The 24,112-nt window shown below is 34.6% G+C and carries 23 protein-coding genes; 19 read left to right on the top strand and 4 right to left on the bottom strand.

Features of this window, described 5'->3' with window-relative positions; all coding sequences use genetic code 11:
- Positions 1 to 9 precede the first annotated feature (9 nt).
- The 11 genes from AC0J6S_RS10430 (at position 10) to AC0J6S_RS10380 (ending at position 11,092) form a co-directional block, all read left to right on the top strand.
- The gene (locus AC0J6S_RS10430; protein ID WP_474953750.1) at positions 10 to 327 is read left to right on the top strand and encodes a rhodanese-like domain-containing protein; all 318 of its coding nucleotides are present in this window, start codon (positions 10 to 12) and stop codon (positions 325 to 327) included.
- Positions 328 to 754: 427 nt separating this feature from the next.
- Positions 755 to 1,063, top strand: a complete 309-nt coding sequence (locus AC0J6S_RS10425; RefSeq protein ID WP_474953749.1) for a DUF202 domain-containing protein — start codon at positions 755 to 757, stop codon at positions 1,061 to 1,063.
- A gap of 63 nt (positions 1,064 to 1,126) precedes the next feature.
- Positions 1,127 to 2,341 (top strand): MFS transporter, encoded by a 1,215-nt coding sequence (locus tag AC0J6S_RS10420; RefSeq protein WP_474953748.1) that lies wholly within the window; start codon positions 1,127 to 1,129, stop codon positions 2,339 to 2,341.
- A gap of 60 nt (positions 2,342 to 2,401) precedes the next feature.
- Positions 2,402 to 2,971: a TlpA family protein disulfide reductase gene (locus tag AC0J6S_RS10415; RefSeq protein ID WP_474953747.1), complete on the top strand. Its 570-nt coding sequence runs from the start codon at positions 2,402 to 2,404 to the stop codon at positions 2,969 to 2,971.
- Between the two features lie 303 nt (positions 2,972 to 3,274).
- Complete coding sequence (locus AC0J6S_RS10410) at positions 3,275 to 3,844, top strand: YeeE/YedE family protein (protein ID WP_474953746.1); 570 nt, start codon at positions 3,275 to 3,277, stop codon at positions 3,842 to 3,844.
- A 12-nt stretch (positions 3,845 to 3,856) separates the two neighbouring features.
- On the top strand, positions 3,857 to 4,354 hold the full coding sequence (locus AC0J6S_RS10405; RefSeq protein ID WP_474953745.1) for a DUF6691 family protein: 498 nt from the start codon (positions 3,857 to 3,859) through the stop codon (positions 4,352 to 4,354).
- Between the two features lie 72 nt (positions 4,355 to 4,426).
- Entirely contained in the window at positions 4,427 to 5,434 is a 1,008-nt protein-coding gene (locus AC0J6S_RS10400) for a c-type cytochrome (protein WP_474953744.1), read from the top strand.
- A 16-nt stretch (positions 5,435 to 5,450) separates the two neighbouring features.
- Positions 5,451 to 5,876: a DsrE family protein gene (locus tag AC0J6S_RS10395; RefSeq protein WP_474953743.1), complete on the top strand. Its 426-nt coding sequence runs from the start codon at positions 5,451 to 5,453 to the stop codon at positions 5,874 to 5,876.
- A 636-nt stretch (positions 5,877 to 6,512) separates the two neighbouring features.
- Positions 6,513 to 7,793 (top strand): OmpP1/FadL family transporter, encoded by a 1,281-nt coding sequence (locus tag AC0J6S_RS10390; RefSeq protein WP_474953742.1) that lies wholly within the window; start codon positions 6,513 to 6,515, stop codon positions 7,791 to 7,793.
- A 31-nt stretch (positions 7,794 to 7,824) separates the two neighbouring features.
- Entirely contained in the window at positions 7,825 to 9,525 is a 1,701-nt protein-coding gene (locus AC0J6S_RS10385; RefSeq protein WP_474953741.1) for a bifunctional metallophosphatase/5'-nucleotidase, read from the top strand.
- Positions 9,526 to 9,661: 136 nt separating this feature from the next.
- Complete coding sequence (locus tag AC0J6S_RS10380; protein WP_474953740.1) at positions 9,662 to 11,092, top strand: OprD family outer membrane porin; 1,431 nt, start codon at positions 9,662 to 9,664, stop codon at positions 11,090 to 11,092.
- Between the two features lie 366 nt (positions 11,093 to 11,458).
- Here AC0J6S_RS10380 and AC0J6S_RS10375 read toward each other — a convergent pair whose 3' ends face one another.
- A complete protein-coding gene (locus AC0J6S_RS10375; protein ID WP_474953739.1) occupies positions 11,459 to 11,902 on the bottom strand; it encodes a tellurite resistance TerB family protein in 444 nt (147 codons plus the stop codon).
- 373 nt (positions 11,903 to 12,275) lie between these two features.
- On the opposite strand from AC0J6S_RS10375, the gene katG reads away from it, so the two are divergent.
- Positions 12,276 to 14,525 (top strand): catalase/peroxidase HPI, encoded by a 2,250-nt coding sequence (katG, locus tag AC0J6S_RS10370; RefSeq protein ID WP_474953738.1) that lies wholly within the window; start codon positions 12,276 to 12,278, stop codon positions 14,523 to 14,525.
- Positions 14,526 to 14,683: 158 nt separating this feature from the next.
- On the opposite strand, the gene AC0J6S_RS10365 is transcribed toward katG, so the two are convergent.
- Positions 14,684 to 16,264, bottom strand: a complete 1,581-nt coding sequence (locus AC0J6S_RS10365) for an NADP-dependent glyceraldehyde-3-phosphate dehydrogenase (RefSeq protein ID WP_474953737.1) — start codon at positions 16,262 to 16,264, stop codon at positions 14,684 to 14,686.
- 60 nt (positions 16,265 to 16,324) lie between these two features.
- Positions 16,325 to 16,636: a rhodanese-like domain-containing protein gene (locus tag AC0J6S_RS10360; protein ID WP_474953736.1), complete on the bottom strand. Its 312-nt coding sequence runs from the start codon at positions 16,634 to 16,636 to the stop codon at positions 16,325 to 16,327.
- A 282-nt stretch (positions 16,637 to 16,918) separates the two neighbouring features.
- Between AC0J6S_RS10360 and AC0J6S_RS10355 the strand changes: the two genes are divergently transcribed.
- The 7 genes from AC0J6S_RS10355 (at position 16,919) to AC0J6S_RS10325 (ending at position 21,808) form a co-directional block, all read left to right on the top strand.
- Positions 16,919 to 17,545 (top strand): Crp/Fnr family transcriptional regulator, encoded by a 627-nt coding sequence (locus tag AC0J6S_RS10355; protein WP_196853167.1) that lies wholly within the window; start codon positions 16,919 to 16,921, stop codon positions 17,543 to 17,545.
- Between the two features lie 314 nt (positions 17,546 to 17,859).
- A complete protein-coding gene (locus tag AC0J6S_RS10350) occupies positions 17,860 to 19,275 on the top strand; it encodes an MBL fold metallo-hydrolase (protein ID WP_474953735.1) in 1,416 nt (471 codons plus the stop codon).
- 25 nt (positions 19,276 to 19,300) lie between these two features.
- Positions 19,301 to 19,504 (top strand): YgaP family membrane protein, encoded by a 204-nt coding sequence (locus AC0J6S_RS10345; RefSeq protein ID WP_474953734.1) that lies wholly within the window; start codon positions 19,301 to 19,303, stop codon positions 19,502 to 19,504.
- 1 nt (position 19,505) lies between these two features.
- Entirely contained in the window at positions 19,506 to 20,129 is a 624-nt protein-coding gene (locus AC0J6S_RS10340) for a methyltransferase domain-containing protein (protein WP_474953733.1), read from the top strand.
- A gap of 321 nt (positions 20,130 to 20,450) precedes the next feature.
- Complete coding sequence (locus AC0J6S_RS10335; RefSeq protein ID WP_121365770.1) at positions 20,451 to 20,648, top strand: hypothetical protein; 198 nt, start codon at positions 20,451 to 20,453, stop codon at positions 20,646 to 20,648.
- A gap of 2 nt (positions 20,649 to 20,650) precedes the next feature.
- A complete protein-coding gene (gene trxA, locus AC0J6S_RS10330) occupies positions 20,651 to 20,953 on the top strand; it encodes a thioredoxin (RefSeq protein WP_474953732.1) in 303 nt (100 codons plus the stop codon).
- Positions 20,954 to 21,103: 150 nt separating this feature from the next.
- Positions 21,104 to 21,808: an LOG family protein gene (locus AC0J6S_RS10325; protein ID WP_474953731.1), complete on the top strand. Its 705-nt coding sequence runs from the start codon at positions 21,104 to 21,106 to the stop codon at positions 21,806 to 21,808.
- 123 nt (positions 21,809 to 21,931) lie between these two features.
- Here AC0J6S_RS10325 and AC0J6S_RS10320 read toward each other — a convergent pair whose 3' ends face one another.
- Positions 21,932 to 24,100 (bottom strand): PAS domain-containing hybrid sensor histidine kinase/response regulator, encoded by a 2,169-nt coding sequence (locus tag AC0J6S_RS10320; RefSeq protein ID WP_474953730.1) that lies wholly within the window; start codon positions 24,098 to 24,100, stop codon positions 21,932 to 21,934.
- Positions 24,101 to 24,112 lie beyond the last annotated feature (12 nt).

Genomic DNA, 24,112 nt, shown 5'->3' with positions numbered 1-24,112 from the left:
AACGCAATTATGTTTGGAATTTTTAAAAATATGTTTTCAAAAAAAGACAACACACAAATGGAAAAAATAATAAAAGAAGGCGCGTTCCTTGTAGATGTTCGCACACCGGGAGAATTTGCTGAAGGTAATGTAAAAGGATCAACCAATATTCCGTTGGATCAGGTGGCGAGCCAATTGGAAAAATTCAAAGGAAAAGAGCACATTATTGTTTTCTGCCGAAGTGGGAATCGCAGTGGTCAAGCCAAAATGATTTTGGAGCAAAATGGTTTCAAAAACGTTACCAATGGCGGCACTTGGCAGGACGTAAACGAAATGATCAATAAATAAACAGCAATAATTTTAAAATAGTGTGCAGTTTAAAGCAAGTAAAATATCTGTTTTAAACTGCACACTTATTTATTCAGCAATCGAAATTAATTACATTGGTATAAGTAACGGACAGCGATATTGATTTAAATAAAGAGTAAATTTGATAGTATTTCTAGAAAAGGTATTGATTTTACCTTTTTTAGAAAACGACGATGACTAAGCTAAGCAATAAGAATAAAACAATGTTGCATTTTTTTTACCATATAAGTCATGTAAGTTTAAGTTTCGATTGTGTTAGCCTTATGTAACTTAAACAATCATAAGGTCATTTAAGGTTTAATTCTTATATGACTTATATGTTAAATATTATTTCACTCATTTTTTAGTATGACATTAAATAGGTCCAACTACTTACTTTAGCAATTAATCAAACAAATAAAATACTATGGAAGCGAAAAAACCAGCAAACAAAGACTTAATTTTAAGAGAAAAATTAGCATTACAGCGAACTACTTTGGCTAATCAATCTACTTTTCTTTCCTTTTTACGGACCTCCATGTATTTTTTGATTGCAGGCTTGAGTTTGAGAAATCTCCTAAAAATTGAAAATAGTTTACTGATTGAAATCGCACTTTTCGTCACTTCATTCATCATTTTTGTTTATGGAATTGTGAACTATTTTAAGCACAAAAAATCCATTGCAGAAAATAAAAAACACATCGGTGACTATCAATTAGAATATTACAAATTATAAGAACCTATTCTTTTAGGGCTAACTTCTATTCCAAACAGTCATTTTAATTCCTAAAAAAATCAATTGAAAACAAATACAACTAAACTTGGATTAAAAGAAAATTGGAAACAGTTTACTATTTTGGTTATTGTCAATGCTTTTGTTGGCGGAATGATAGGAATGGAACGAACAATTATTCCAAAGTTTGCCGAAATTGAATTTGGCATTGCTTCTAAAACGGCTATTCTCTCTTTTATCATTGCATTTGGAATCACGAAAGCCATTACCAATTATTTTACAGGTAAACTGTCGAATCGTTTTGGTAGAAAAAATTTGCTTTTATTTGGTTGGATGCTAGCCATACCTATTCCTTTTATTTTGATACATGCTGAATCTTGGAACTGGGTCATTTTTGCAAATATCCTTCTGGGAATCAGTCAAGGACTTACTTGGAGCAGTACGGTGGTGATGAAAATTGATTTGGTTGGCGAAAAAGATCGCGGACTTGCGATGGGACTCAATGAGTTTGCAGGTTATTTTGCCGTTGGATTAGTTGCTTTTCTATCAGGCTATATCGCCCAAAAATATGGTATTACGCCCTACCCTTTTTACTTGGGAATCGGAATTTCGATAATTGGTTTTCTGTTGACTTTGTTTTTTGTGAAAGACACCCGAGTATTTGTACATCAAGAAAATGCCACCAATACAACTAAAAAACTAGAAAATATATTTCTCGAAACCACTTTCAAAAACAAAACATTAAGCGCCATAACCCAAGCCGGATTAGTAAATAATCTGAATGATGGTATGATTTGGGGTCTGTTGCCTATAGTGTTGCTTTCGTTGAACTATGACTCTCAGAACATTGGAATTATAACCGCTATTTACCCTACCGTTTGGGGTTTTGGACAATTAATAACCGGAAAAATGTCTGATGTTTATTCGAAAAAAAAGATGCTGTTTTGGGGAATGTTACTGCAGGGAATAGCGATACTTTTTATTCCTTTTGCTGAAGAATTCTATCAGTTGGTCGCCATTTCAGCCTTTTTGGGTTTGGGAACGGCTTTGGTTTATCCTACTTTTTTATCAGCAATTGCGCAAGCGACAAATCCACATCAAAGAGCCGAAAGTATTGGTACATTCCGACTTTGGCGCGATTTAGGATATGCAATAGGTGCGATTATTTCAGGAATAACAGCCGATTTATTTGGTGTAAATTATGCCATTATTCTGATTGGTGTCATCACCATTGTATCGTCACTGATTATTAAAATCCGAATGCCGAAAGACTCTTTATAAAAAATAAGTCACAAATTTTAATCTAAAATCATCTCTTTTTAGAGAATAACAATTAAAAAAATGGAACTAAAAAAATCAAAAAAATCAACTATTCAAAATATTGTTTTTATCGTATTGATAGCACTTCTTTTGTTTAGTCCTTTGGGCACTTTTGTAAAAGTACATTTAAACCGATTAATTGCTTTTTCGCCTAAAACTATAGCCGTAACAGATCAAAAAATGCTTTCCAGTTATCAATGGCAATTAAAAGATGCCACTGGAAAGATAGTGTCATTGGAAGCATACAAAGGAAAAATTGTATTTATTAATTTCTGGGCCACCTGGTGTCCGCCTTGTATTGCAGAAATGCCAAGCATCCAAAAATTATATGTTGATTATCAGGATAAAATCGTCTTTTTGTTTGTGACGACGGATCCATTCGAAAAAGCAAATGCTTTTATGATTAAAGAAAATCTGACACTTCCTGTCTATCAATCCATAACCAATCCTCCATTCGAAATGGAATCTTCAACAATTCCGGCAACCTATCTTATTGATCAATCCGGAAATGTAATTGTCGCCAAAATTGGAACTGCGGATTGGAACAGTGATTCGTTCCGAGAAAAGCTAGATGAGTTATTAAAAAAATAATAGCGATGGAAAACGTAATTTCTGTATCGGTCAAAATCAATAAAAAAGATAATAAACAGTCATAAAACCTTAATTACAAATTAATTTTTTACATAATTATTTAAAGTATTTGAAAAATCAAATACTTTTTTTTGGTTAAATTTTAATACGATCCTATTAATTTAAATCGTAAATTACTGATTACTAATTAATTAAAATTATTTCAAATTGTTTCAATTATATTAATATTTTTTCCTTGTGTGACAAAAGTAACATAACTACTCATTTATAAATATAATCTTTGCATTGACAAAAAAATTAAATATGGGAATTTTAGAATTAATCAGAGAACCTTGGCCGTGGTATATTGCGGGCCCTTTAGTTGGACTTACTGTTCCGGCTTTACTAATCATTGGAAATAAATCATTTGGAATTAGTGCCTCGTTACGTCACACTTGTGCCATGTGCTTACCGGCAAACATAAAGTTTTTCAAATACGATTGGAAAAAAGAAATCTGGAATATGTTTTTCGTTTTCGGTATTTTATTGGGTGGTGTAATTGCCTTTAGTTTCTTATCAAATCCTAATCCTATTATCATTGATGGTAATCTAAAAACTGAATTGGCTGGCTACGGCATAACCGAAATTTACGGAATGTTACCGGAGCAATTATTCTCGTGGGAAAGTTTATTTACACTCAAAGGCTTTTTTATGATGGTTATTGGTGGCTTTTTTATCGGTTTTGGTTCTCGTTATGCGGGAGGTTGCACCAGTGGTCATGCGATTTCCGGTTTGTCTAATTTACAAATGCCATCATTGATTGCAACATGTTGTTTCTTCATTGGCGGATTGATTATGGCAAATGTTATATTACCATTTATTCTTTCACTTTAAAAATTACAAATTATGAACATTAAAGATCAAAATACAGATTTCGAGACACGTTCTTTAGATACTTCTTGTATCAATGAGAGCCAATTGGAACACAAATGGTACCACAACTTAAAATACTTAGTCATTGGTGTTTTGTTTGGTATTGTTTTCATCAAAGCAGAAATTATCAGTTGGTATCGCATTCAGGAAATGTTCCGTTTCCAATCTTTTCACATGTATGGTGTAATAGGAAGTGCCGTTGTGGTCGGAATAATTTCCGTTTTCCTGATTAAAAAATTCAATATTAAAACCATTTACGGTGAGAAAATTGAGTTCCACGACAAAACCTTCAACAAAGGACAGATTTATGGTGGACTCATTTTTGGATTGGGCTGGGCAGTAACCGGAGCTTGTCCTGGACCGTTGTTTGCACAAATTGGAACGGGTGCTACCGTGATGATTGTTACCCTGTTTTTTGCAATTGTGGGAACTTGGGTTTATGGTTATTTTAGAGATAAACTGCCTCATTAATAAATTATGAATCCAGAAAAACAAAATATAGTCCAATTTAGATCACTCGTAAAAAGACTGATTTATCTCTTTATGACTATTATTTTCTTAGTCATGGGGTTGTTCTTGGTTGTGTTTTTCAATTCATCCATCACCTCTTGGTTTCAAAATAGTGATTCAAACCTCGATTCCCTTTATATCGATGCTAAGAAAAAAGTGATGGTGCAAAATGAAACGGCAAAATTCTGGAAGCCAGCTGATATCAATTTGATTACAGATGGCACTTTAAAACAAGAAGTCGAATATGGAAAAGATCTAATTGCGCATACGTCTAAATATTTGGGACCAAATGGTAGTGTGAAACAAATCACAAACGGGATGAATTGCAACAATTGCCATCTGGATGCCGGAACAAAACCTTGGGGAAACAATTATGGTTCCGTATATTCGATGTATCCAAAAATGAGAGCGCGTAGCGGACAAGTGGAAAATCTCTACAAAAGAGTCAACGATTGTATGGAAAGAAGCTTGAACGGCCAGCCACTCACAAAAGACGACAGGGAAATGAAGGCCATGATAGCATATATCGAATACATTGGTAGTAATGTCCCAAAAGGAAAAGAAGCAAATGCGGCTGGAATATATGATTTAGAGTATTTAGATCGTGCGGCTGATCCTATAAAAGGAAAGGCATTGTATGATGCCAAATGTGCGAGTTGCCATCAGGTGAATGGTGAAGGAATTTTGGCAGCAGATGAAAAAGAATATACGTATCCGCCACTTTGGGGTAAAAACTCCTATAATACTGGTGCGGGATTATTTAGAATCAGTCGTTTTGCTGGGTACATAAAATATAATATGCCTTTAGGAGCAACTTATGAAAATCCCCAATTATCCGATGAGGAATCATGGGATATTGCGGCATATGTAGAAAATATGGAAAGACCATCGAAAGATTTGAGTCAAGATTGGCCCGATATTTCTAAAAAACCAGTGGATCATCCTTTCGGTCCTTTTTCAGATTCATTTTCAGAAAACCAACATAAATTTGGACCTTTCAAAACTATAAAAGACGAAAAAAAGAAAAAAGAAAAAAAATAATTTTTAAAAATCAATTATGAAAAACGTGAGGATTTTATTTGTTTTTGCATTTAGTATGATTTCCATCATTTCTATGGCGCAAAAAAAGCCAAATAAACATAAAATCATTTTTCAGTTTACCAATGCTATCGATACTTTACAACAGAAAGCAATTATTAACCAGCTGAAAAATATGACTACACATTGGCCAAATGCCAAATACGAAGTAGTGATTCACAGCATGGGTTTACCATTTATAATGTCAGCAAAATCAAAGCAAATACAAGCTATAAAAGCATTACGGGCTAAAGGTGTTCGTTTTGTAGTATGTGAAAACACTTTGAAAAGTCAAAAAGTAACAAAAGAACAATTGATGTCAGAAGTTGAATACATTCCGGTGGGAATAGCAGAAATTGTAGAAAAACAAGAGCAAGGCTGGAGTTACGTCAAAGGTGGATTCTAATTTATCCCTGCTAAATAGCAGTAAATTAAGTATCGGTTAGCGGTTATTTTCATCGAAGTTAACCAAATCAATACTTACATTTTGACTTAAAATGACCTCCAAATTTTAACTTTAATTCGAGGCATTAATTCTATATTTTATAGTAAGTAATACGCTGTTTTTTTGCCTTTTTTTTATCACGTTTTAAAAAAAATTGAATAGTCAATCAGATAGAAATATCACAGAAAATTTCTTAAACGAAAAAAAATAATTCATTTTTAAAAACAACATATTCATTGTTTAATTCAGCATTACATCAAAGATTTTGAAGCTTGTAATTTAAAAGATTCGATCCATTGGCTGTAATTATTTATAAATAAGATGATATTTTGTTATTTCATTTGAGGAATAACAATCTGATAAAGTCTATAAAATGCGATTTCTAATTCCTCGACATGACAAAATAAAAGAGTATTAATTTACAATTTATAACTTTTAATAATTAAATCTAATTCTATCGAACGGATTAGATTCAAGATATAAAAATCATCTTTCGTATGTAATGCGCAACGTGACGAAATATACTCAAACCCTGTTTTACGATTTATAATAATTTTAAACTAACCAATTAATTATAACAAACAAAATCTAGAACTTATGAAAAACAGACTAACCATAATTTTGATTTTCTTTATTACTAACTTTTTTGCACAATCTGGACATTTAATGCAGGGAGTTGGAGCCGTAAATATGTCTATGGGCGGTGCTTCAACTGCGCAACCAATTGACATTAACGGTGCTTTAAAATGGAATCCCGCTGCAATATCTGCATTTGAAGGCAGCACTATTTCCTTAAATATAGGTTTATTCATGGCAAATCCAGAGCTTTCATCGACCGTTCCTACACCTAATGGTCCAATGAGTGGTAAATCTACCGATGTAAAAAGCAATTCGATATTACCCTCTTTGGGTTTTGTTTACGGAAAAAAAGACAGTAAACATACCTTCGGAGCATTTGCGTTTGGAGTAAGCGGTTTTGGTGTTGATTTTCCTGAAAGCACGACAAACCCGATAAATATGCCTCAATCTATGGGCGGTTTTGGAAATTTAACTTCCAATTATATGATGCTTCAAACTGGTTTAAGTTACGCCTATAAAATTTCAAAATCACTTTCTATTGGCGTTAGTCCAAACTTTAATATTGCTACATTAGAATTAAAACCCAATCCTACCGCAAATCCCACAATGGCAGGATATCCAACCACTAATAATGCCCTGGCAACAGGTTTTGGTGGTCAAATTGGTATTTTTTATCAAAATGAAGAAGGTTTCAAATTAGGAGCCAGCTATAAATCAAAACAACAATTTTCAAATTTTGAATTTGAGAATACCTATTTGGACAATTCCAGTTCTAAAAATTCTTTTAAAATGAATTTTCCTGCAGTCTATTCATTAGGAGTTGGATATTCAAACCGTGAATTTGATTTAGCATTTGATTTTAGACAAGTTGAATACTCTAAAACAGAAGGTTTTGAAGACTATGGATGGTCTGCAACAGGTGCTGTACAAGGTTTTGGCTGGAAAAATATGCAAGTATTATCGATAGGAGCACAATATAAAGGAATCAAAAAATTGCCTTTAAGAGTAGGGTATACCTATAATACCAATCCTATAAAACCAGAACTAGCGTTTTTCTCAACTTCTGCAACTGCAGTAATTCAAAATGCCTATCAATTTGGTTTTGGATATGAATTTTCAGAAAAATTAACGTTGAATGCGGTTTACCATAATGCTACAAGTGACGGCAGTACCGAAGGACCTATTTACAACCCAATGTTAGCTGGGCAAACTGATTCGTTAGGCACAGTTCCTAACAGTAAAGTTTCTTATAAGATGGACACAAGTATGCTAATGTTAGGCATTTCATACAAAATATAGTTTTAAATAATAATCATTTTAAATAAATAAAATGGAATCAAATAATAACCGACGAAATTTCCTAAAATCAGTAGGAACTTTAAGTCTGGGAGCGGCGATAATTTCGCCCCTTTCTGCTATTGCAAATACAAATGAAACCGAGGGAATAAAACTGGATGCAGCAATCGACCAAAGCAAACCTCAAACAATTTCTATTCTGCAAACTACCGATGTGCATTGCCAGATTCATCCGCATGATGAATTATTCTGGGAAAATGGGAAAGCTGTTTTTAGAAAAACTGGCGGCTATGCCTATATGGCAACGATGCTAAAAAAGCTAAAAAAGAAAAACCCAAACACCTATATCATTGACACTGGTGATATGTTTCAGGGCAGTGAATTAAGTGTGGAAACTACCGGTGAAGCTTTTATTCCCATATTAAATGCGTTGAATTACGATTTATATCTTCCAGGAAATTGGGAAGTGATTTACGGAAAAAGAAAAATGCAAACCTTAATGGGTTCTCTGGATGCGCCAAAAATTTGTACCAATATGTACCATGATTTAGGCGAAGGAAAACGAGGCGAACTTATTTTTCAGCCCTACACGATATGGCATATTGCCGGAGCAAAAATTGGTTTTTTAGGCTACACAGATCCATTGGTACCGTTGAGACAAAGTCCCAATTACAGCAAAGGAATTATTTATACCAACCCTGAAGAAAATCTGGCTCATTATGTGGATGTCCTCAGAAATCAGGAACAATGCAGTTATGTAATTATGATTGCACATCTTGGTTTATCGCAGCAAATAGCATTAGCAAACCACCCTGAATGTGAGGGTGTCAATTATATTTTAGGAGGGGACACACATGAAAGAGTCCGTAAACCAATAGTTTGTAAATATTCTAAAGTGGTAGAACCGGGAGCATTTGGTTCTTTTATTGGAAAATTAGATTTGACGGTTTTAAACGGAAGAGTAATTGATGATAGCTATGAACTACTCGAAGTTGATTCACCAAAAATTAAACCAGATGCTGCAATTGAAAAATTATTAATAGAAAAAGAGTCTGTTTATCAAGAACAAATCAATACGATTATTGGATACAGCACAATTCCTTTGTACCGCTATTTCGTGGTGGAAAATCCTATTGATACGATGATTCTCAACGCTTTGCACTGGAAATTTCCTGACATTGACATTAATCTTTCCAATGGATTTCGTTTTTGTCCGCCAAAAACTACTCCGGATCAAACCGGAAATATTCCAATCACAAACGGATTTATTTTTGATATGTTACCCGTTGACAGCACTGTAAGAACAGCAAAAGTTACAGGAAAACAACTGAAAAACTGGTTGGAAAAAGAATTAAATAATGTCTTTGCCGAAGACGCTTCAAAACGTTTTGGTGGTTGGGTCGTAAAGTTCAAGGGAATGGAAGTACGATTTAATGCTTTTGCCGAAATGGATAAAAGAGTTCAAAGTATTACGGTAAAAAATATACCATTAGATCTTGAAAAAATGTATTCCATAATGGCCTGTGAACGGGACGGAGATCCTGTGGATATGCTTTGCAGAATGAAAGGTGTTATGGATGCCAAAAACACCAATGCAACTCTGCATTCAGTAATGAAAGAATATTTAAAACAAAACTCTCCTGTTACGCCTACTCCTCAAAAAAATGCGATAATTCTGGATGCTCCAGAGACGCTGTTATCCCAAGTTACTGGAGTCGATTACACTTTTAGATAAATATAAAGCAGAAAAGTCAAAAATTAATAAAGTCGAATGCCTAAAACATTCGGCTTTTTTTGGGTCAATGTGATAAAAGTTACTTCCCATTTAGATGGTTGAGATTATTTTTGTTGCAAATCTAAACGTACAAAAAATGAAAAAATTTTTCGTTGGAATTTATATACTTGCTTCCCTACTTTTTACCATAGATACCAAAGCACAACATCAGGAAATCTCAGAAAAACCGGGCGTTTGGAAAGAAAAAAGCGATGAAAAAATTGATTCCACTTCGATTTTAAATGCTTTCAAAAACGGAAACTTCAGCGGTCATTTCCGCTATTTCTTCATGGGTACCAACAATGAAAGTGGTTTATCTGATTATTATGCTAATGCTGTTGGCGGAGGCGTAAAATTTGAAACGGCGAAATTTCATGACTTTCAATTTGGCGTGAGCGGTTATTACATTTTCAATATTGGTTCTTCTAATTTTACTCAAAAAGATCCCGTTACTAATGCGTCCAATCGCTATGAAGTGGCACTTTTTGATATTCAAAACCCGTCAAACAAAGACAATTTAAGCCGATTAGAAGAATTATATTTAAAATACAATTATAAAAATTCGACGATAACTCTTGGAAAACAATTACTCAACACGTCCTTTATAAATCTGCAAGACGGCAGAATGCGCCCTACAGAAGTAAACGGAATTTGGGTAGATTTTAATCAAATCAAAAAGACTAAAATCAATTTGGGATATCTCTACGGAATCTCCCCACGGAGTACACTGAACTATTTTGAAGTCGGAAAATCCATCGGAATATATCCAACTGGTGTGAATCCTGATGGAATAAAATCCGGTTATGCAGGAAATTTAGACAGTAATGGAATTTATATTGTTGGGATACAAAATGAATCCATAAAAAACCTAAAAGCACTTTTATGGAATCAGTACACGGAAAACATTTTCAATTCGGCTTTATTCCAAATGGACTATAAATACGATTTAAATCCAAACTCGAAACTGCTTTTCGGTTTTCAGACGATATACCAAAACGCATTGAATTTTGGCGGTAATGAAGATCCCAACAAAACTTATTTTGAAAAAAATAGTAATTCTCAAACGTTTGGAGGAAGATTAGGCTGGCAAAATAAAAAAATAGAAATTACTGTAAATTACAATCGAATAACTGCCAAAGGAAGGTATTTAATGCCGCGAGAATGGGGACGAGACCCATTTTATACTTTCATGGCCAGAGAACGAAACGAAGGTTTTGGAGATGTACAGGCAGTAATGACTAAAATACAGTATACGAATCCTAAAAAAACATTCAAATCTCATCTGGCGGTTGGGTATTTTGATTTACCGGATGTAAAAAACGTTGCCATGAATAAATACGGATTACCTTCTTATGTGCAGACTAATGCTGATGTTCGTTACCAATTTCAGGGAATGTTAAAGGGTTTTGATGCGCAATTATTGTATGTACACAAGTTCAATGTGGGGGAAACCTATGGGAATAAAAATTATATTTTCAATAAAACAAATATGAGTAATATAAATTTTATACTCAATTTCAATTTTTGAGAGAATCCTTTTTTAATCCAAATGATAAAACTTCATTATCAAATAATTTAGAAGCAAATACAACAGCGTTCCTACCACTGCAAATGTGATAAATAAGCTAATCAGGTTCAGCACAATATTAGGAACAAACTTCAATCGAGGATGTGTGATTAAAGGTTCTCTATGAAGCCTTTCGCGAAAGTTTTCCTTTGCTATTTTGAGTTTCTTTTTGATAGTCTTTGCGTTTTAAAGACAATAGTGATGAATGGTCTTAATTGATTTTTGTTTTCCTATTTTGAATAGTCTAAATTACATAATATTTTTAAGATAAAGAGGTTATAAAATAAATTTAATCTGCTTAGATATTAATTGTATCAGAATTACCACTTATATTCCTTTAATATTCCCTTTGTTTTTCAAGAAAATGACTTCAATTATTTTGCTTGTCATTTCTGGCTCAATTTTTAATTGATTTGATAAAACTTCGATTACGTTTTTTTCCTCTTTTTCCAATGTTCCGTCAGCGAGCAAAACTTCCAATGCAAGAGCAAATAAAGTTTCCTTATCTTCCCCTTTTATCCATTCGGAACAAGCCGAAATATATTTTAATTGTCCCAGTTCCGCTCGTACATTAAATGCTTTTCTGTAAAGGGGCGCAATATCGATTCCGATAAATTTCTGTTTTGAAGACAATACCCTAGATAATGTTGCAGCTTCCGAAGCGGTAATTTGATTATCAGCAGAAATACAGGAATATAAAATGCCAACCCAAGCTTCAAACTCAGAATTTACAGTATTTTGACTACTATTATTATTTTCAAATGAACTCATGTTTTTATTTTTGGTTAAAGTTAATGCTAACAATCCTTATATTTACTAGGTTTTAGCAATACATTATGATTTAACATTTATAAATTAATTGCAGATTTTAAAAATTGAGGTCCGGAAAAATAATTATAATTTCAGTTAATTCAAAAATATTTCAGAGATAACGCAGTACCTAGAGGTTTCTGTTGGCAATCGACAATTTAATATAGTCTTAACATTATGAAGCTGCTAAAAAGAGGCGTTATTACTATAATTTCATTAAATTTAGCATATTCAAAGACAATTACCATTATCAATTTTATCTATTGAAAATTAAATTAAGTAAGGGTTATTTGTGATAAATTCGCTTTAAGAAAATAAAAAAAACAATTATACTATGGAAAATAACACAAACCCAACATCTTATGATGTCAACAAAGAAAGTAAATGCCCATTTTCTGGCGCAGCTGCTCCAAAGCAAAGTGCGGGTGCTGGTCCAAGTAACCGCGACTGGTGGCCAAACCAGTTGAAATTAAATATTTTACGCCAAAATTCCTCCCTATCCAATCCGATGGGAGAAAGTTTTGATTATGCCGAAGAATTCAAATCATTGGATTTAGATGTATTGAAAAGAGATATATTCGAAATGATGACTACCTCTCAGGAATGGTGGCCAGCAGATTATGGTCATTATGGCCCGTTCTTTATTCGAATGGCTTGGCACAGTGCAGGAACCTATCGAATTGCTGATGGTCGTGGTGGAGCAGGTTTTGGAACGCAACGTTTTGCACCCTTGAACAGCTGGCCTGATAATGCAAATTTAGATAAGGCTCGCTTATTATTATGGCCTATCAAACAAAAATACGGTAAGAAAATCTCCTGGGCCGATTTAATGATTCTAACCGGTAACTGCGCCCTTGAGTCGGCTGGATTAGAAACATTTGGTTTCGCCGGTGGTCGCGCCGATGTTTGGGAACCGGCTGAGGATATTTATTGGGGTTCTGAACGCGAATGGTTAGCACTTAGCAACACACAAAATAGCCGTTACTCAGGTGATCGTGAGCTAGAAAACCCTTTAGCAGCAGTGCAAATGGGACTTATATATGTAAACCCCGAAGGTCCGGACGGAAATCCTGATCCGTTATTGGCAGCGCGTGATATTCGGGAGACTTTTGCCCGTATGGCGATGAATGATGAAGAAACTGTTGCCCTTATTGCCGGAGGACACACATTGGGGAAAACACATGGTGCTGCTGACCCAAATAAATACGTTGGTTCAGAACCTGCAGGAGCAGGTATCGAAGAGCAAAGTAAAGGTTGGAAAAACAGTTATGGAAAAGGTAATGCCGAAGACACAATTACCAGTGGTCTTGAAGGTGCATGGACAACTACACCAACAAAATGGAGCAATAACTATTTCGAAAACTTATTTGGTTTCGAATGGGAATTGACCAAAAGTCCAGCTGGTGCCCACCAATGGAAACCAGTAGGAGACGCAGGTGCTGGTACTGTTCCAGACGCACATGATCCTTCAAGAAGTCACCAACCTTTTATGTTGACTACTGATTTATCTTTAAGAGTAGATCCAGTATACGAGAAAATTTCAAGACACTTTTTTGAAAATCCAGCCGAATTTAATGAGGCATTCGCAAGAGCTTGGTTCAAATTGACGCACAGAGATATGGGACCAAAAGCGCGTTATTTGGGGCCAGAAGTTCCTAGTGAAGAACTAATCTGGCAAGATCCAGTTCCAGCAGTAACCAATCCGTTAATTGACGAACATGATATTGCTATACTAAAAGTTTCCATTCTTGCTTCTGGATTGTCTGTATCCGAATTAGTTTCTACTGCCTGGGCATCAGCATCCACTTTTAGAGGTTCCGATAAACGTGGTGGTGCAAACGGTGCTCGTATTCGTTTAGAACCGCAAAAAGACTGGAAAGTAAATAATCCTTCTCAATTAGAGAAAGTATTAGCAACGCTTGAGAACATCCAAAAAGAGTTCAACAACGCAAACTTTGGCGGTAAGCAAGTTTCCATTGCAGATTTAATTGTTTTAGGTGGTAGCGCCGGAATTGAACAAGCTGCTAAAAATGCTAATTTTGAAGTAAATGTACCTTTTACTCCAGGAAGAACGGATGCTTCACAAGAACAAACAGATGTTGAATCATTTGCAGTTTTAGAGCCTCAAGCAGATGGTTTCCGTAATTATGTGAAGACAAAATATACGGTATCAGCTGAAGAAATGTTGATTGACAAAGCACAATTATTGAACTTATCAGCGCCGGAAATGACTGTTCTAGTAGGTGGACTTCGTGCTTTGAATATGAATTTTGATCAATCTCAAAGTGGAATATTTACGAAACGTTCAGGTACATTGACTAATGATTTCTTTGTGAATTTATTAGATTTAGGTACTACTTGGAAAGCATTTTCAGAATCTGATGATGCTTTTGTGGGAGCTGATCGTAAAACTGGTGAAATCAAATGGGTTGGTACTCGTGTAGATCTTATTTTTGGATCTAATTCAGAACTTAGAGCCATTGCAGAAGTATACGGTTGTTCAGATGCTCAAGAAAAATTTGTTAAAGACTTCGTTGCAGCATGGACTAAGGTAATGAACTTAGACCGTTTCGACCTGCTTTAATTTTAGATTTTATAATTTGTTTAAAAAGGTGGTCTGGCAACAGATCACCTTTTTGTTTTTTATAGGTTATATAGAATCACCTCAACAACCCAAACTTCATAAAAAAAGCCGTCTCATTGCAAAAACGAGACGGCTTTACTTTTTTAATTAAAATAGATTTACATCGTATAATCCGTGTTAACGAAATTGGATTCTTTGCTGTTCAATAATTCCTGTAAAATAGCATTATTATAGTCGTTGTCTTTAGAAGCCACAAAAGTTCTAATCGAGAACGAACGCAAGGCATCGTGAATACTCAAAGTTCCTACAGCTGAATCTTTACGTCCTGTAAATGGGTATACGTCAGGACCTCTTTGGCAAGAGCTGTTTAAGTTTACTCTGCACACTAAATTCACTAAAGTATCAATTAGCGGCGCGATAGTTTTGATGTCTCTTCCAAACAAACTTACTTGTTGGCCATAATTTGATTCCGCCATATCATTCAATGGTTCCTGAATGTCTTTGAAGGTCATCACTGGTATCACCGGACCAAATTGCTCTTCGTGATACACTCGCATTTCTTTATTTACTGGAAACAAAACTGCAGGAAAAATATAATTAGGTGAATGTTCCCCCCCTTTTTCATTGATGATTGTTGCGCCTTTTTTGACAGCATCATCGATCAATTCCTGAATGTAAGCCGGTTTATCTTTCTCCGGTAACGGAGTCAGCATTACTGATTGGTCCCAAGGATTTCCAAAAACAAGCGAATCTACTTTGGCAGCAAAACGTCTGTTGAATTCATCAGCAATCGTCTCGTGAACGTATAAAATTTTCAATGCTGTACATCGTTGCCCGTTGAATGACAGCGTTCCAGCAATACATTCCTGAATAGCCAAATCTAAATCGGCATCGGGTAAAATGATAGCTGGATTCTTAGCTTCCAGACCTAAAATTAAACGCAATCTGTTTTTGTTTGGATGTTGATCCTGTAAAGCAATTGCTGATTTACTGTTTCCTATCAAAGCCAAAATATCGACTTTTCCGGATTTCATTATTGGCGAAGCAACTTCACGCCCTCGTCCGTAAACGATATTGATAGCGCCTTTTGGAAAACTGCTTCTGAAAGCTTCCAGCAAAGGCGAAATTAATAGTACACCGTGTTTAGCGGGTTTAAAAATAACAGTATTCCCCATGATCAAAGCCGGAATCAGTAGCGCAAAGGTTTCGTTCAACGGATAATTGTATGGTCCAAGACACAAAACAACTCCTAAAGGTCCACGACGCACCATGGCATTAACCCCTTGAGTTTTGGTAAAGCGGGAACTATTTCGGTCTAATAATTTATAGTCTTCAATAGTATCGTAAATATATTCTACGGTTCTATCAAATTCTTTTTCGGAATCACCGTGAGATTTACCAATTTCCCACATCAAATATTTAACGACTTCGCTACGGGTCGCTTTCATTTGAGTGACAAAATTCGACATACATTTGATTCGGTCTGACACTTTCATCGTAGGCCACAATCCCTGACCGTTATTGTACGCAACACTAGCCGCATTGACAGCTTCCAGCGCTTCGGTTTCACCCATAAATGGAATCGAACCTAATATAGTTGGACCGTATTCCTCAGTAGATGAAATCGTTGAAAAAACAGCGGTAGTCTGACCTTCCCATTTTTTTAATTCGCCATCTACTAAATACGTGTCTTGATTCAATAATGTGGTAATCTGAAATTCTTCTGGTATTATATTCATACTAAAGGGTATTATATTTATAATTTAAATCCATAAAAAAAGTGGTTGACTCTTTCTGCCTTATGGTTCTATGACTTCGCCTTCCCACTCTGTGATGCCTCCAATAAGATTATAGGCATTTTCGAAGCCCAGCTGATTCATTATTTCACAAGCTTTTGCACTTCGCATTCCCGAGCGGCAATACACATAATAATTTTTATTTTTGTCCAAAGCTTCAATCTCGGTTACAAAATCCTGCCCTCTGTGAATATCAATATTGATGGCACTTGCTATAAAACCTTCGTTAAATTCATCTTCGGTTCTCACGTCCAGAATCACTGCATTTTCATCAGCTTCAAATTGAGAAACCCAATCTTCTTGTGTTAAATTCATAATGATGTTTTTTGTAAAAATACAACGTTTTTACCAAACAATAAACGCAACAATTGTTAATTAGATAATATTCATAAGAAATCCTTTTCGCAAAATATTAACTACCAATAAAGTATAAATTAGACTTTTATTTTATGAAAAAACAGTCTATTAAATCCATAGACAATACACCATTATTAATCCGTAAATCAAGTACTTGCCACAATTTTTAGTCGTAAAATCACTCGGTTTTTTTGAGTTTTTACACTACTTTTACATTATAAAACTTAGAAAAAAACTAAAATGCTTGATCCGATAAAGAAAATATTTCCTTCCTTCTCTACTGAATTAGTAAAAGATGTTGATGCCAATGCTTCTATTCAATCTTTCAAAGCTGGCGATATCATCATGCGAACCGGACAGTATATCAAAAATACGGTACTGGTAATCAGTGGAAAAATTAAGGTCTATCGTGAAGATGAAAATGGCGGAGAGTTTTTCATGTATTATTTGCAACCGGGTCAAGCCTGTGCCATTTCTATGATTTGTGCCACCAAAAATGAAAAAAGCCAGATCATGGCCAAAGTAGTTGAGGATGTGGAGTTGATTATGGTGCCTTTACCTTTGATGGATAAATGGATGATGCAACACCGAAGCTGGTATGAATTTGTAATTGACACCTACAGAAGCCGTTTTGAAGAAGTATTAGAAGTCATTGATAGCATCGCTTTTAGAGCCATGGACGAACGATTGGAATTTTATTTGAAACGCCATGCAGATGTTTGTGGTTGCAAAGAATTGAAGCTTTCCCATCAGGAAATTGCCTCCGAATTGAATACGTCAAGAGAAGTAATTTCCCGTTTGTTAAAAAAAATGGAACAACGCGGCATCGTTGCTTTGCATCGCAATAACATTGAACTTTTAAAATAAATTCCCTCAAGTAATAAAGAAAATCGCTTTTTAAAAAGGCATCTTTATGGGTAAAATTATTTACAAACTACTATTTTAAATCTGAATATCAATACTTTACCTTTTACTTTTATAAAAAAATTACTTTGTAAAATGATCACTAAGCTTCATTTTTGATTATCTTTAGTATTGTTTTTTTTGGGATTATTTTCGAAATAGAAAAAATCAATCAATCACATATTTTTTGGTTCCAAAATAAAAGCAATGTAACAATTGTCACTGTTTATCCTAAAAAACAGAAGTACATTTGTATCATAATCTTAAAAAACGAAATCATGCAGATAGAACAAATATATACCGGCTGTTTAGCACAAGGTGCTTACTATATTACTTCAAATGGTGAAGCTGCGATTATTGACCCGTTACGCGAAACTCAACCCTATCTGGACCGACTCGAAAGAGACGGTGTAAAATTGAAATATATTTTCGAAACCCACTTTCATGCTGATTTTGTTTCCGGCCACGTAGATTTGAGTCGTCAAACTGGCGCTCCTATTGTTTATGGTCCAAATGCGACCTGTGAATTTGATTGCATTTCTGCAAAAGACGGACAGGAATTTACCATTGGAAACATCAAAATAAAAGTATTGCACACTCCAGGACACACCATGGAAAGCTCCACTTTTTTATTAATTGACGAAAACGGAAAAGATCACGCTATTTTCTCTGGTGACACTTTATTTATTGGCGATGTGGGAAGACCGGATTTAGCACAAAAAGCGGCACACATGACGCAAGAACAATTGGCCGCTACCCTATTCCATTCGTTACGAACAAAAATAATGACTTTGGCGGATGACGTCATTGTATATCCAGCTCACGGTGCAGGAAGTGCTTGTGGAAAAAACATGAGCAAGGAAACCGTTTCGACCATTGGCGACCAAAAAGCCACTAATTATGCCTTGCGTGCGAATATGACAGAAGCCGAATTTGTACAAGAAGTGACCGAAGGTTTATTACCACCGCCAGCTTATTTTGGTATGAACGTGGCCATGAACAAAAAAGGATATGACAGTTTTGAAAATGTTTTGAATTTAGGAATGCGTGCGCTGTCCCCATCAGAATTTGAAGTGGCCGCCGAAGAAACTGGAGCTTTACTTTTAGACACTAGAAAAAATGGCGAATTTGCCAAAGGATTTATTCCGCAATCCATAAACATTGGGATTGACGGTGATTTTGCTCCTTGGGTTGGCGCTTTAATTGCTGATGTGAAACAACCCATTCTAATTATTTCCGAAGTGGGTCAGGAGGAAGAAACTGTTACGCGCTTGAGCCGTGTGGGTTTTGACAACTTAATAGGTCATTTAGCAGGCGGTTTTGATGCTTGGGCAAAAGCCGGAAAAGAGATTGATACCGTAAATAGAATTTCAGCCGAACAATTTGCCAAGGAAGTGAAAATTGGCGAAAGCAAAATAATTGATATTCGGAAAGAAAGTGAATATTGCGCAGAGCATGTTGAGGAATCCTACAGCAAGCCATTAGCGGCTATTAATGATTGGGTCAAAGATATTAATCCAAAAGAACATTTTTATCTGCATTGCGCCGGCGGATACCGCAGTATGATTGCAGCTTCGATTCTGGAAGCGCGTGGTTTTAGAAATTTCACCGAAATTGAAGGCGGTTTTAATGCTATTGCAAAAACGGATGTTCCTAAATCGGATTTCGTTTGCCAAAGCAAAGTTTTGAAATAATTTATAACCAAATAAAAAGAATACAATGAAAAAAAACATGGGTTCAACAGACAAAATTATTCGCATCGCTTTAGCAATACTTATTGCGATATTGTATTTTACCAATACAATCAGCGGGACGCTTGCACTAGTTTTAGGAATTTTTGCAGCCATTTTTATACTGACCAGTTTTATTAGTTTTTGCCCATTGTATTCCCCGTTTGGAATTTCAACCCGAAAAAAAATATAATATGTCCGACTTAAAATGTTCTGATACTTCTTGTGAAAAACCGCTGAATGCTAATTATTGGGAGGCGCAATACAAAGCTAAAACCACCGGTTGGGATTTAGGCCAAGTATCACCACCAATACATGCGTATGTGGATACGGTTGCTGATAAAAACAGCCGTATTTTAATTCCGGGGTGTGGCAACAGCTATGAAGCAGAATATCTTCTGGAGCAAGGATTTTCGGATATTACCGTTATCGATATTGCACCAACACCAGTTGCAGTTTTAAAAGAAAAATTCAAAAACAATTCTAATATTCAGATTGTTTTAGGTGATTTCTTTGAACATCAAGGAAACTATGATTTGATTATAGAGCAAACTTTTTTCTGCGCTTTGCCTCCAACAATGCGTCAAAAATACGTTTGGAAAATGCATCAAATTTTAGCTGATGAAGCAATTCTGGCAGGATTACTATTCAATAGAATGTTTGAATCCGGACCTCCTTTTGGCGGAAGCAAAGAAGAATATGAAAAACATTTTGCAGCTGCTTTTGATTTTACAAAAATGAATTTGTGTGACAATTCTATTGCACCAAGAGCGAATTCAGAATTATTTATCGAATTGAAAAAGAAAAGTTTAACATAAAACAAAGGAATGAGAATGAAAAGATATCGGTTTTTTAAATCCTAATAAATCCTCTTTTTTTGGTTTCTCTGTTGTAATAGTAATTTAAAACATGGGATGTAGTCAATAAAGTCAATCAATCTTAAATTGAAACACATAGAAACATAGAAAAAAGAGTCATATAGGCCAATTCTTGGATTCACATAGCTAAGGTTACTTTAAAAAAATGAAACGCCCCAAAATATTTAAAAAAGCTATGTTTCTATGTGGTTAAAATTAAACGAAATGTACGGTTCATTATGATGAAACAATCATGAAAAACTAAATTCACTTTAAAAAAAAATGAAAGCATTATTATTCACCAATTGGCATATTATGCGCTGGGTTCGCCTAGTGTTTGCCTTATTTTTATTTGCACAAGCCTATATTTTGAAAGAATGGATGTTCATTGGTTTTGGACTATTTTTCTTCGTTCAGGTAATTTTCAATTTTGGTTGTGGCGCAAACGGTTGTAGTATTCCTAACACTAAAAAACAATAACGATGAGTAATTTTGATACGATTATACAATCCGAAAAACCAGTTTTAATTGACTTTTTTGCTACGTGGTGCGGACCTTGTAAAATGCTTGGCCCCATTTTGAAAGAAGTAAAAGACAGTTTGGGAGACCGCGTTTCCATCATAAAAATTGATGTGGACAAAAACCAGCAAATTTCAAGTCAATATCAGGTTCGCGGTGTTCCTACGATGATTTTATTTCAAAACGGAAAACAGTTGTGGAGACAGTCCGGTGTTTTGAGTAAAGAAGAAATCATTAAAACTATTTTGGAAAAAAGTAATAAATAATGATTGCTTTAAAAATATTTTTTTTGAGTTTACTTATACTGAAAATCTAGGAAAAATTGAAATATAACTCATTTCTATTTTTGAAGATTCATACATTTATTAAGTTGGAAAAATAAATCTCGACTGTTATTTTTCCTATCTTAGTAATCTATGGAAAACTCTCGCCAATATAGACTTTCTAAATCCGAAACTTTATTTGTAAGAGGTCCCTTGACTCGTTTTAAAAACCTTTTCTTCATTTTTAAAGTGCTCTATAACTTCATCAGAGCTTTTCAGAAAATGCATTTTATCGGACCTTGCGTAACCGTTTTTGGATCGGCACGTTTTGGACCGCAAACAGCACATTATAAAAGCGCTGAACGCATTGGTTCTGAAATAGCAAAATTAGGATTTACAGTAATGACAGGCGGAGGCCCAGGATTAATGGAAGCCGCCAATAAAGGAGCTTATGAAGTCGGAGGTTATTCGGTAGGTTGTAATATTGTCCTTCCTGTGGAACAGAAACCAAATCCTTATCTTCATAAATGGATATACATTCCCTATTTTTTTGTAAGGAAAGTAATTTTAATCAAATATTCCTATGCATTTGTGGTAATGCCTGGAGGAATTGGGACTTTAGATGAATTATTTGAAGCACTGACTTTAATTCAAAATAAAATAATAAGCGATTTTCCGATCGTTATTTTTGATTCCGTTTACCACCAAGAATTATGTCATCACATTCAAAAAATGGCAGACAACGAAAGCATCAGCCCTGAAGATATGAAGCTTTTATTCGTGACTGATTCCGTAGAAGAAGTGATGGAGCACCTCAAAAAACATGCTATCAAAAAATTTGGTTTAAAAAAAACATAAACATAAAGCCTTACGGCTACTTGGTTGAAATAAAGCTGATTTTTGTTTTGTTTTTCATTGAAATTTTCTACTAAAAACAAGAGCATTTATTGTTAATTAAGTACGAGAAGTTCTTTGTGTGCATCAATTATTTTCGCTCAATGTTTTATTTCTTAACCATTTATACAAAACTTCTTCTAAATTACATCTGATAATTGGTTTTGAAACATAATCATCCATTCCGGATTCCAGACATTTTTCTTTTTCCCCTAACATAATTCCTGCGGTCAAAGCAATTATTGGAATATTGTTATATTTTTTTAGATGCTTAATTTCTGCAGTTGTTTCATATCCATTTTTATGTGGCATTTGAATGTCCATTAAGATTAAATCCAGCGTCTCTTTTTTGTACATTTTAATTGCTTTTTCACCATCAGACGCTTCAAGAATAGTGCATCCCGGAAGTATCGATTTGAGTAGTGTTTTTACCAAAAGCATATTGATTCGATTGTCCTCGACCACTAATATTTTTTTGTCTGAGAAATCATCTGAAGCAAACGTTTTATCTTCAAGTATGACGTTTATTTCTTTTACATCCGAGGAAATTTCCTGAAGTGAATTTTCTAATTCAACATCAAAATAAAACTCACTTCCCTCACCAAATTTACTTTTTAGTTTTAGTTCACTATTCATCAAACCTAAAAGCTGATTAGTAATTGCCAACCCAAGTCCCGTACCCCCAAATTTGCGCGTGATAGAGCAGTCTTCCTGAATAAAGGATTGGAAGACTTTTTCTTGATTTTCCTGTTTGATACCAATTCCACTGTCTTTAACAGAAAAATGTAAAAGACAACGATTCTCGCCACTGGTGCTTACTGCGCTGCTAATGTCCAGTCGTACAAAACCTGTTTTTGTGAATTTTAATGCGTTACCAATTAAGTTGACTAAAATTTGTTTCAATCGCACGGAATCAGCAAAAACAAAATTAGGAACAGAAGTCATTATATTTAGAATTAAATCTATTCCCTTTAATTCTGCTTGGTATTTAAATATATCAACAACATGATGCGTCAGTTCCATAAGGTTAATTTCCTCAATATTTAATTCTAATTTTCCGGATTCAATTTTCGAGAAATCTAAAATATTATTGATGATTTCAATTAGTATATTTGCTGATTCATGAACGGTATTCATGTATTCCCTCTGGTTTTCGTCCAGATTGGTTCTCATTAGTAAATCAGTAAAACCAATAATTCCATTCAAAGGAGTTCGAATCTCATGGCTCATATTAGTCAAAAAACTAGATTTTGCTTTATTAGCTGCTTCGGCCTGTTCTTTGGCTTTTGTAAGTTCAATTTCCAGTTTTTTTAATTCAGTTATTTCTATAAAACTAATCACAATCTCATCAATCTCATCGCTGGTATTAAAAACTGGAAAACCATTTACTAAGAACCATCTCACCTCAGTACTATCCGTTTTAATTGTTCCAATAATAAAATTACTGATTGGTTTTTTTGTGCGAATAATTTGATTGACTGGGAAATTTTCTGGTGATAATGATTTATTATACTCTTTTATAAATTTCCAAATTGGATTAGCAACATCCTTTTCTTTTATTTGTTCCTCACTCAAACCTATCAATTCGGAAGCTTTTGGATTCGAATAAATAATCGCAGTATCTTTATTGTGTACAATTATTCCAACATCCAGATTGTTTAATAAATCGCGATACCGCTCTTCACTTTCTCGCAAAGCGGATTCAGTTTCTTTAAGTTGAGTAATATCTAATATCGTAATTAGCGCATGCTCTTTATTCTCTAAGACGATTCCTGTCAAATAAACATTAATTGGAATATTATCATCCAAAAGCAATTCAACTTCACAACATTCTTTTGCGCTAGTTTGAAAAACAGTCTCTAAGAATTGATTAAAAACTGGCTTCGTAGCATTAGAAATAAAGAAACCTAATTGACTATTTATCAATTTAGATCTTTCTTTCCGCAGTAATTGTGAACCAGCAAGATTCAGTTCGACAACTGTTCCTGAATTTGTCAATGTAAAGTAACCTGTAGGCGCAAATTCATACAATTCAGCATATTTTTGCCTCACAATTTCAGCTTCCTCTGTGGCAAGCATCAATTCTTCTTTTTGCATTTCAAGCTCTATCTGATGAACCTCTAGTTCATGAATAAGCTTTAAAGTATCTACTTCTAAAAGTTTAGAATTGTACTTTGATTCTGTACTTCGATGTAATTCTTCCGCTTTTTGTCTGATAATGAAGCGGGCTTCGGTTTTATTTTCGATATTTCCCATATGTGCTGCCTT

This window comes from Flavobacterium sp. TS_SC_5 (assembly GCF_056156265.1).
Note: the sequence above shows the minus strand (reverse complement) of the source record. Positions and strands in the feature narration are given on the sequence as shown.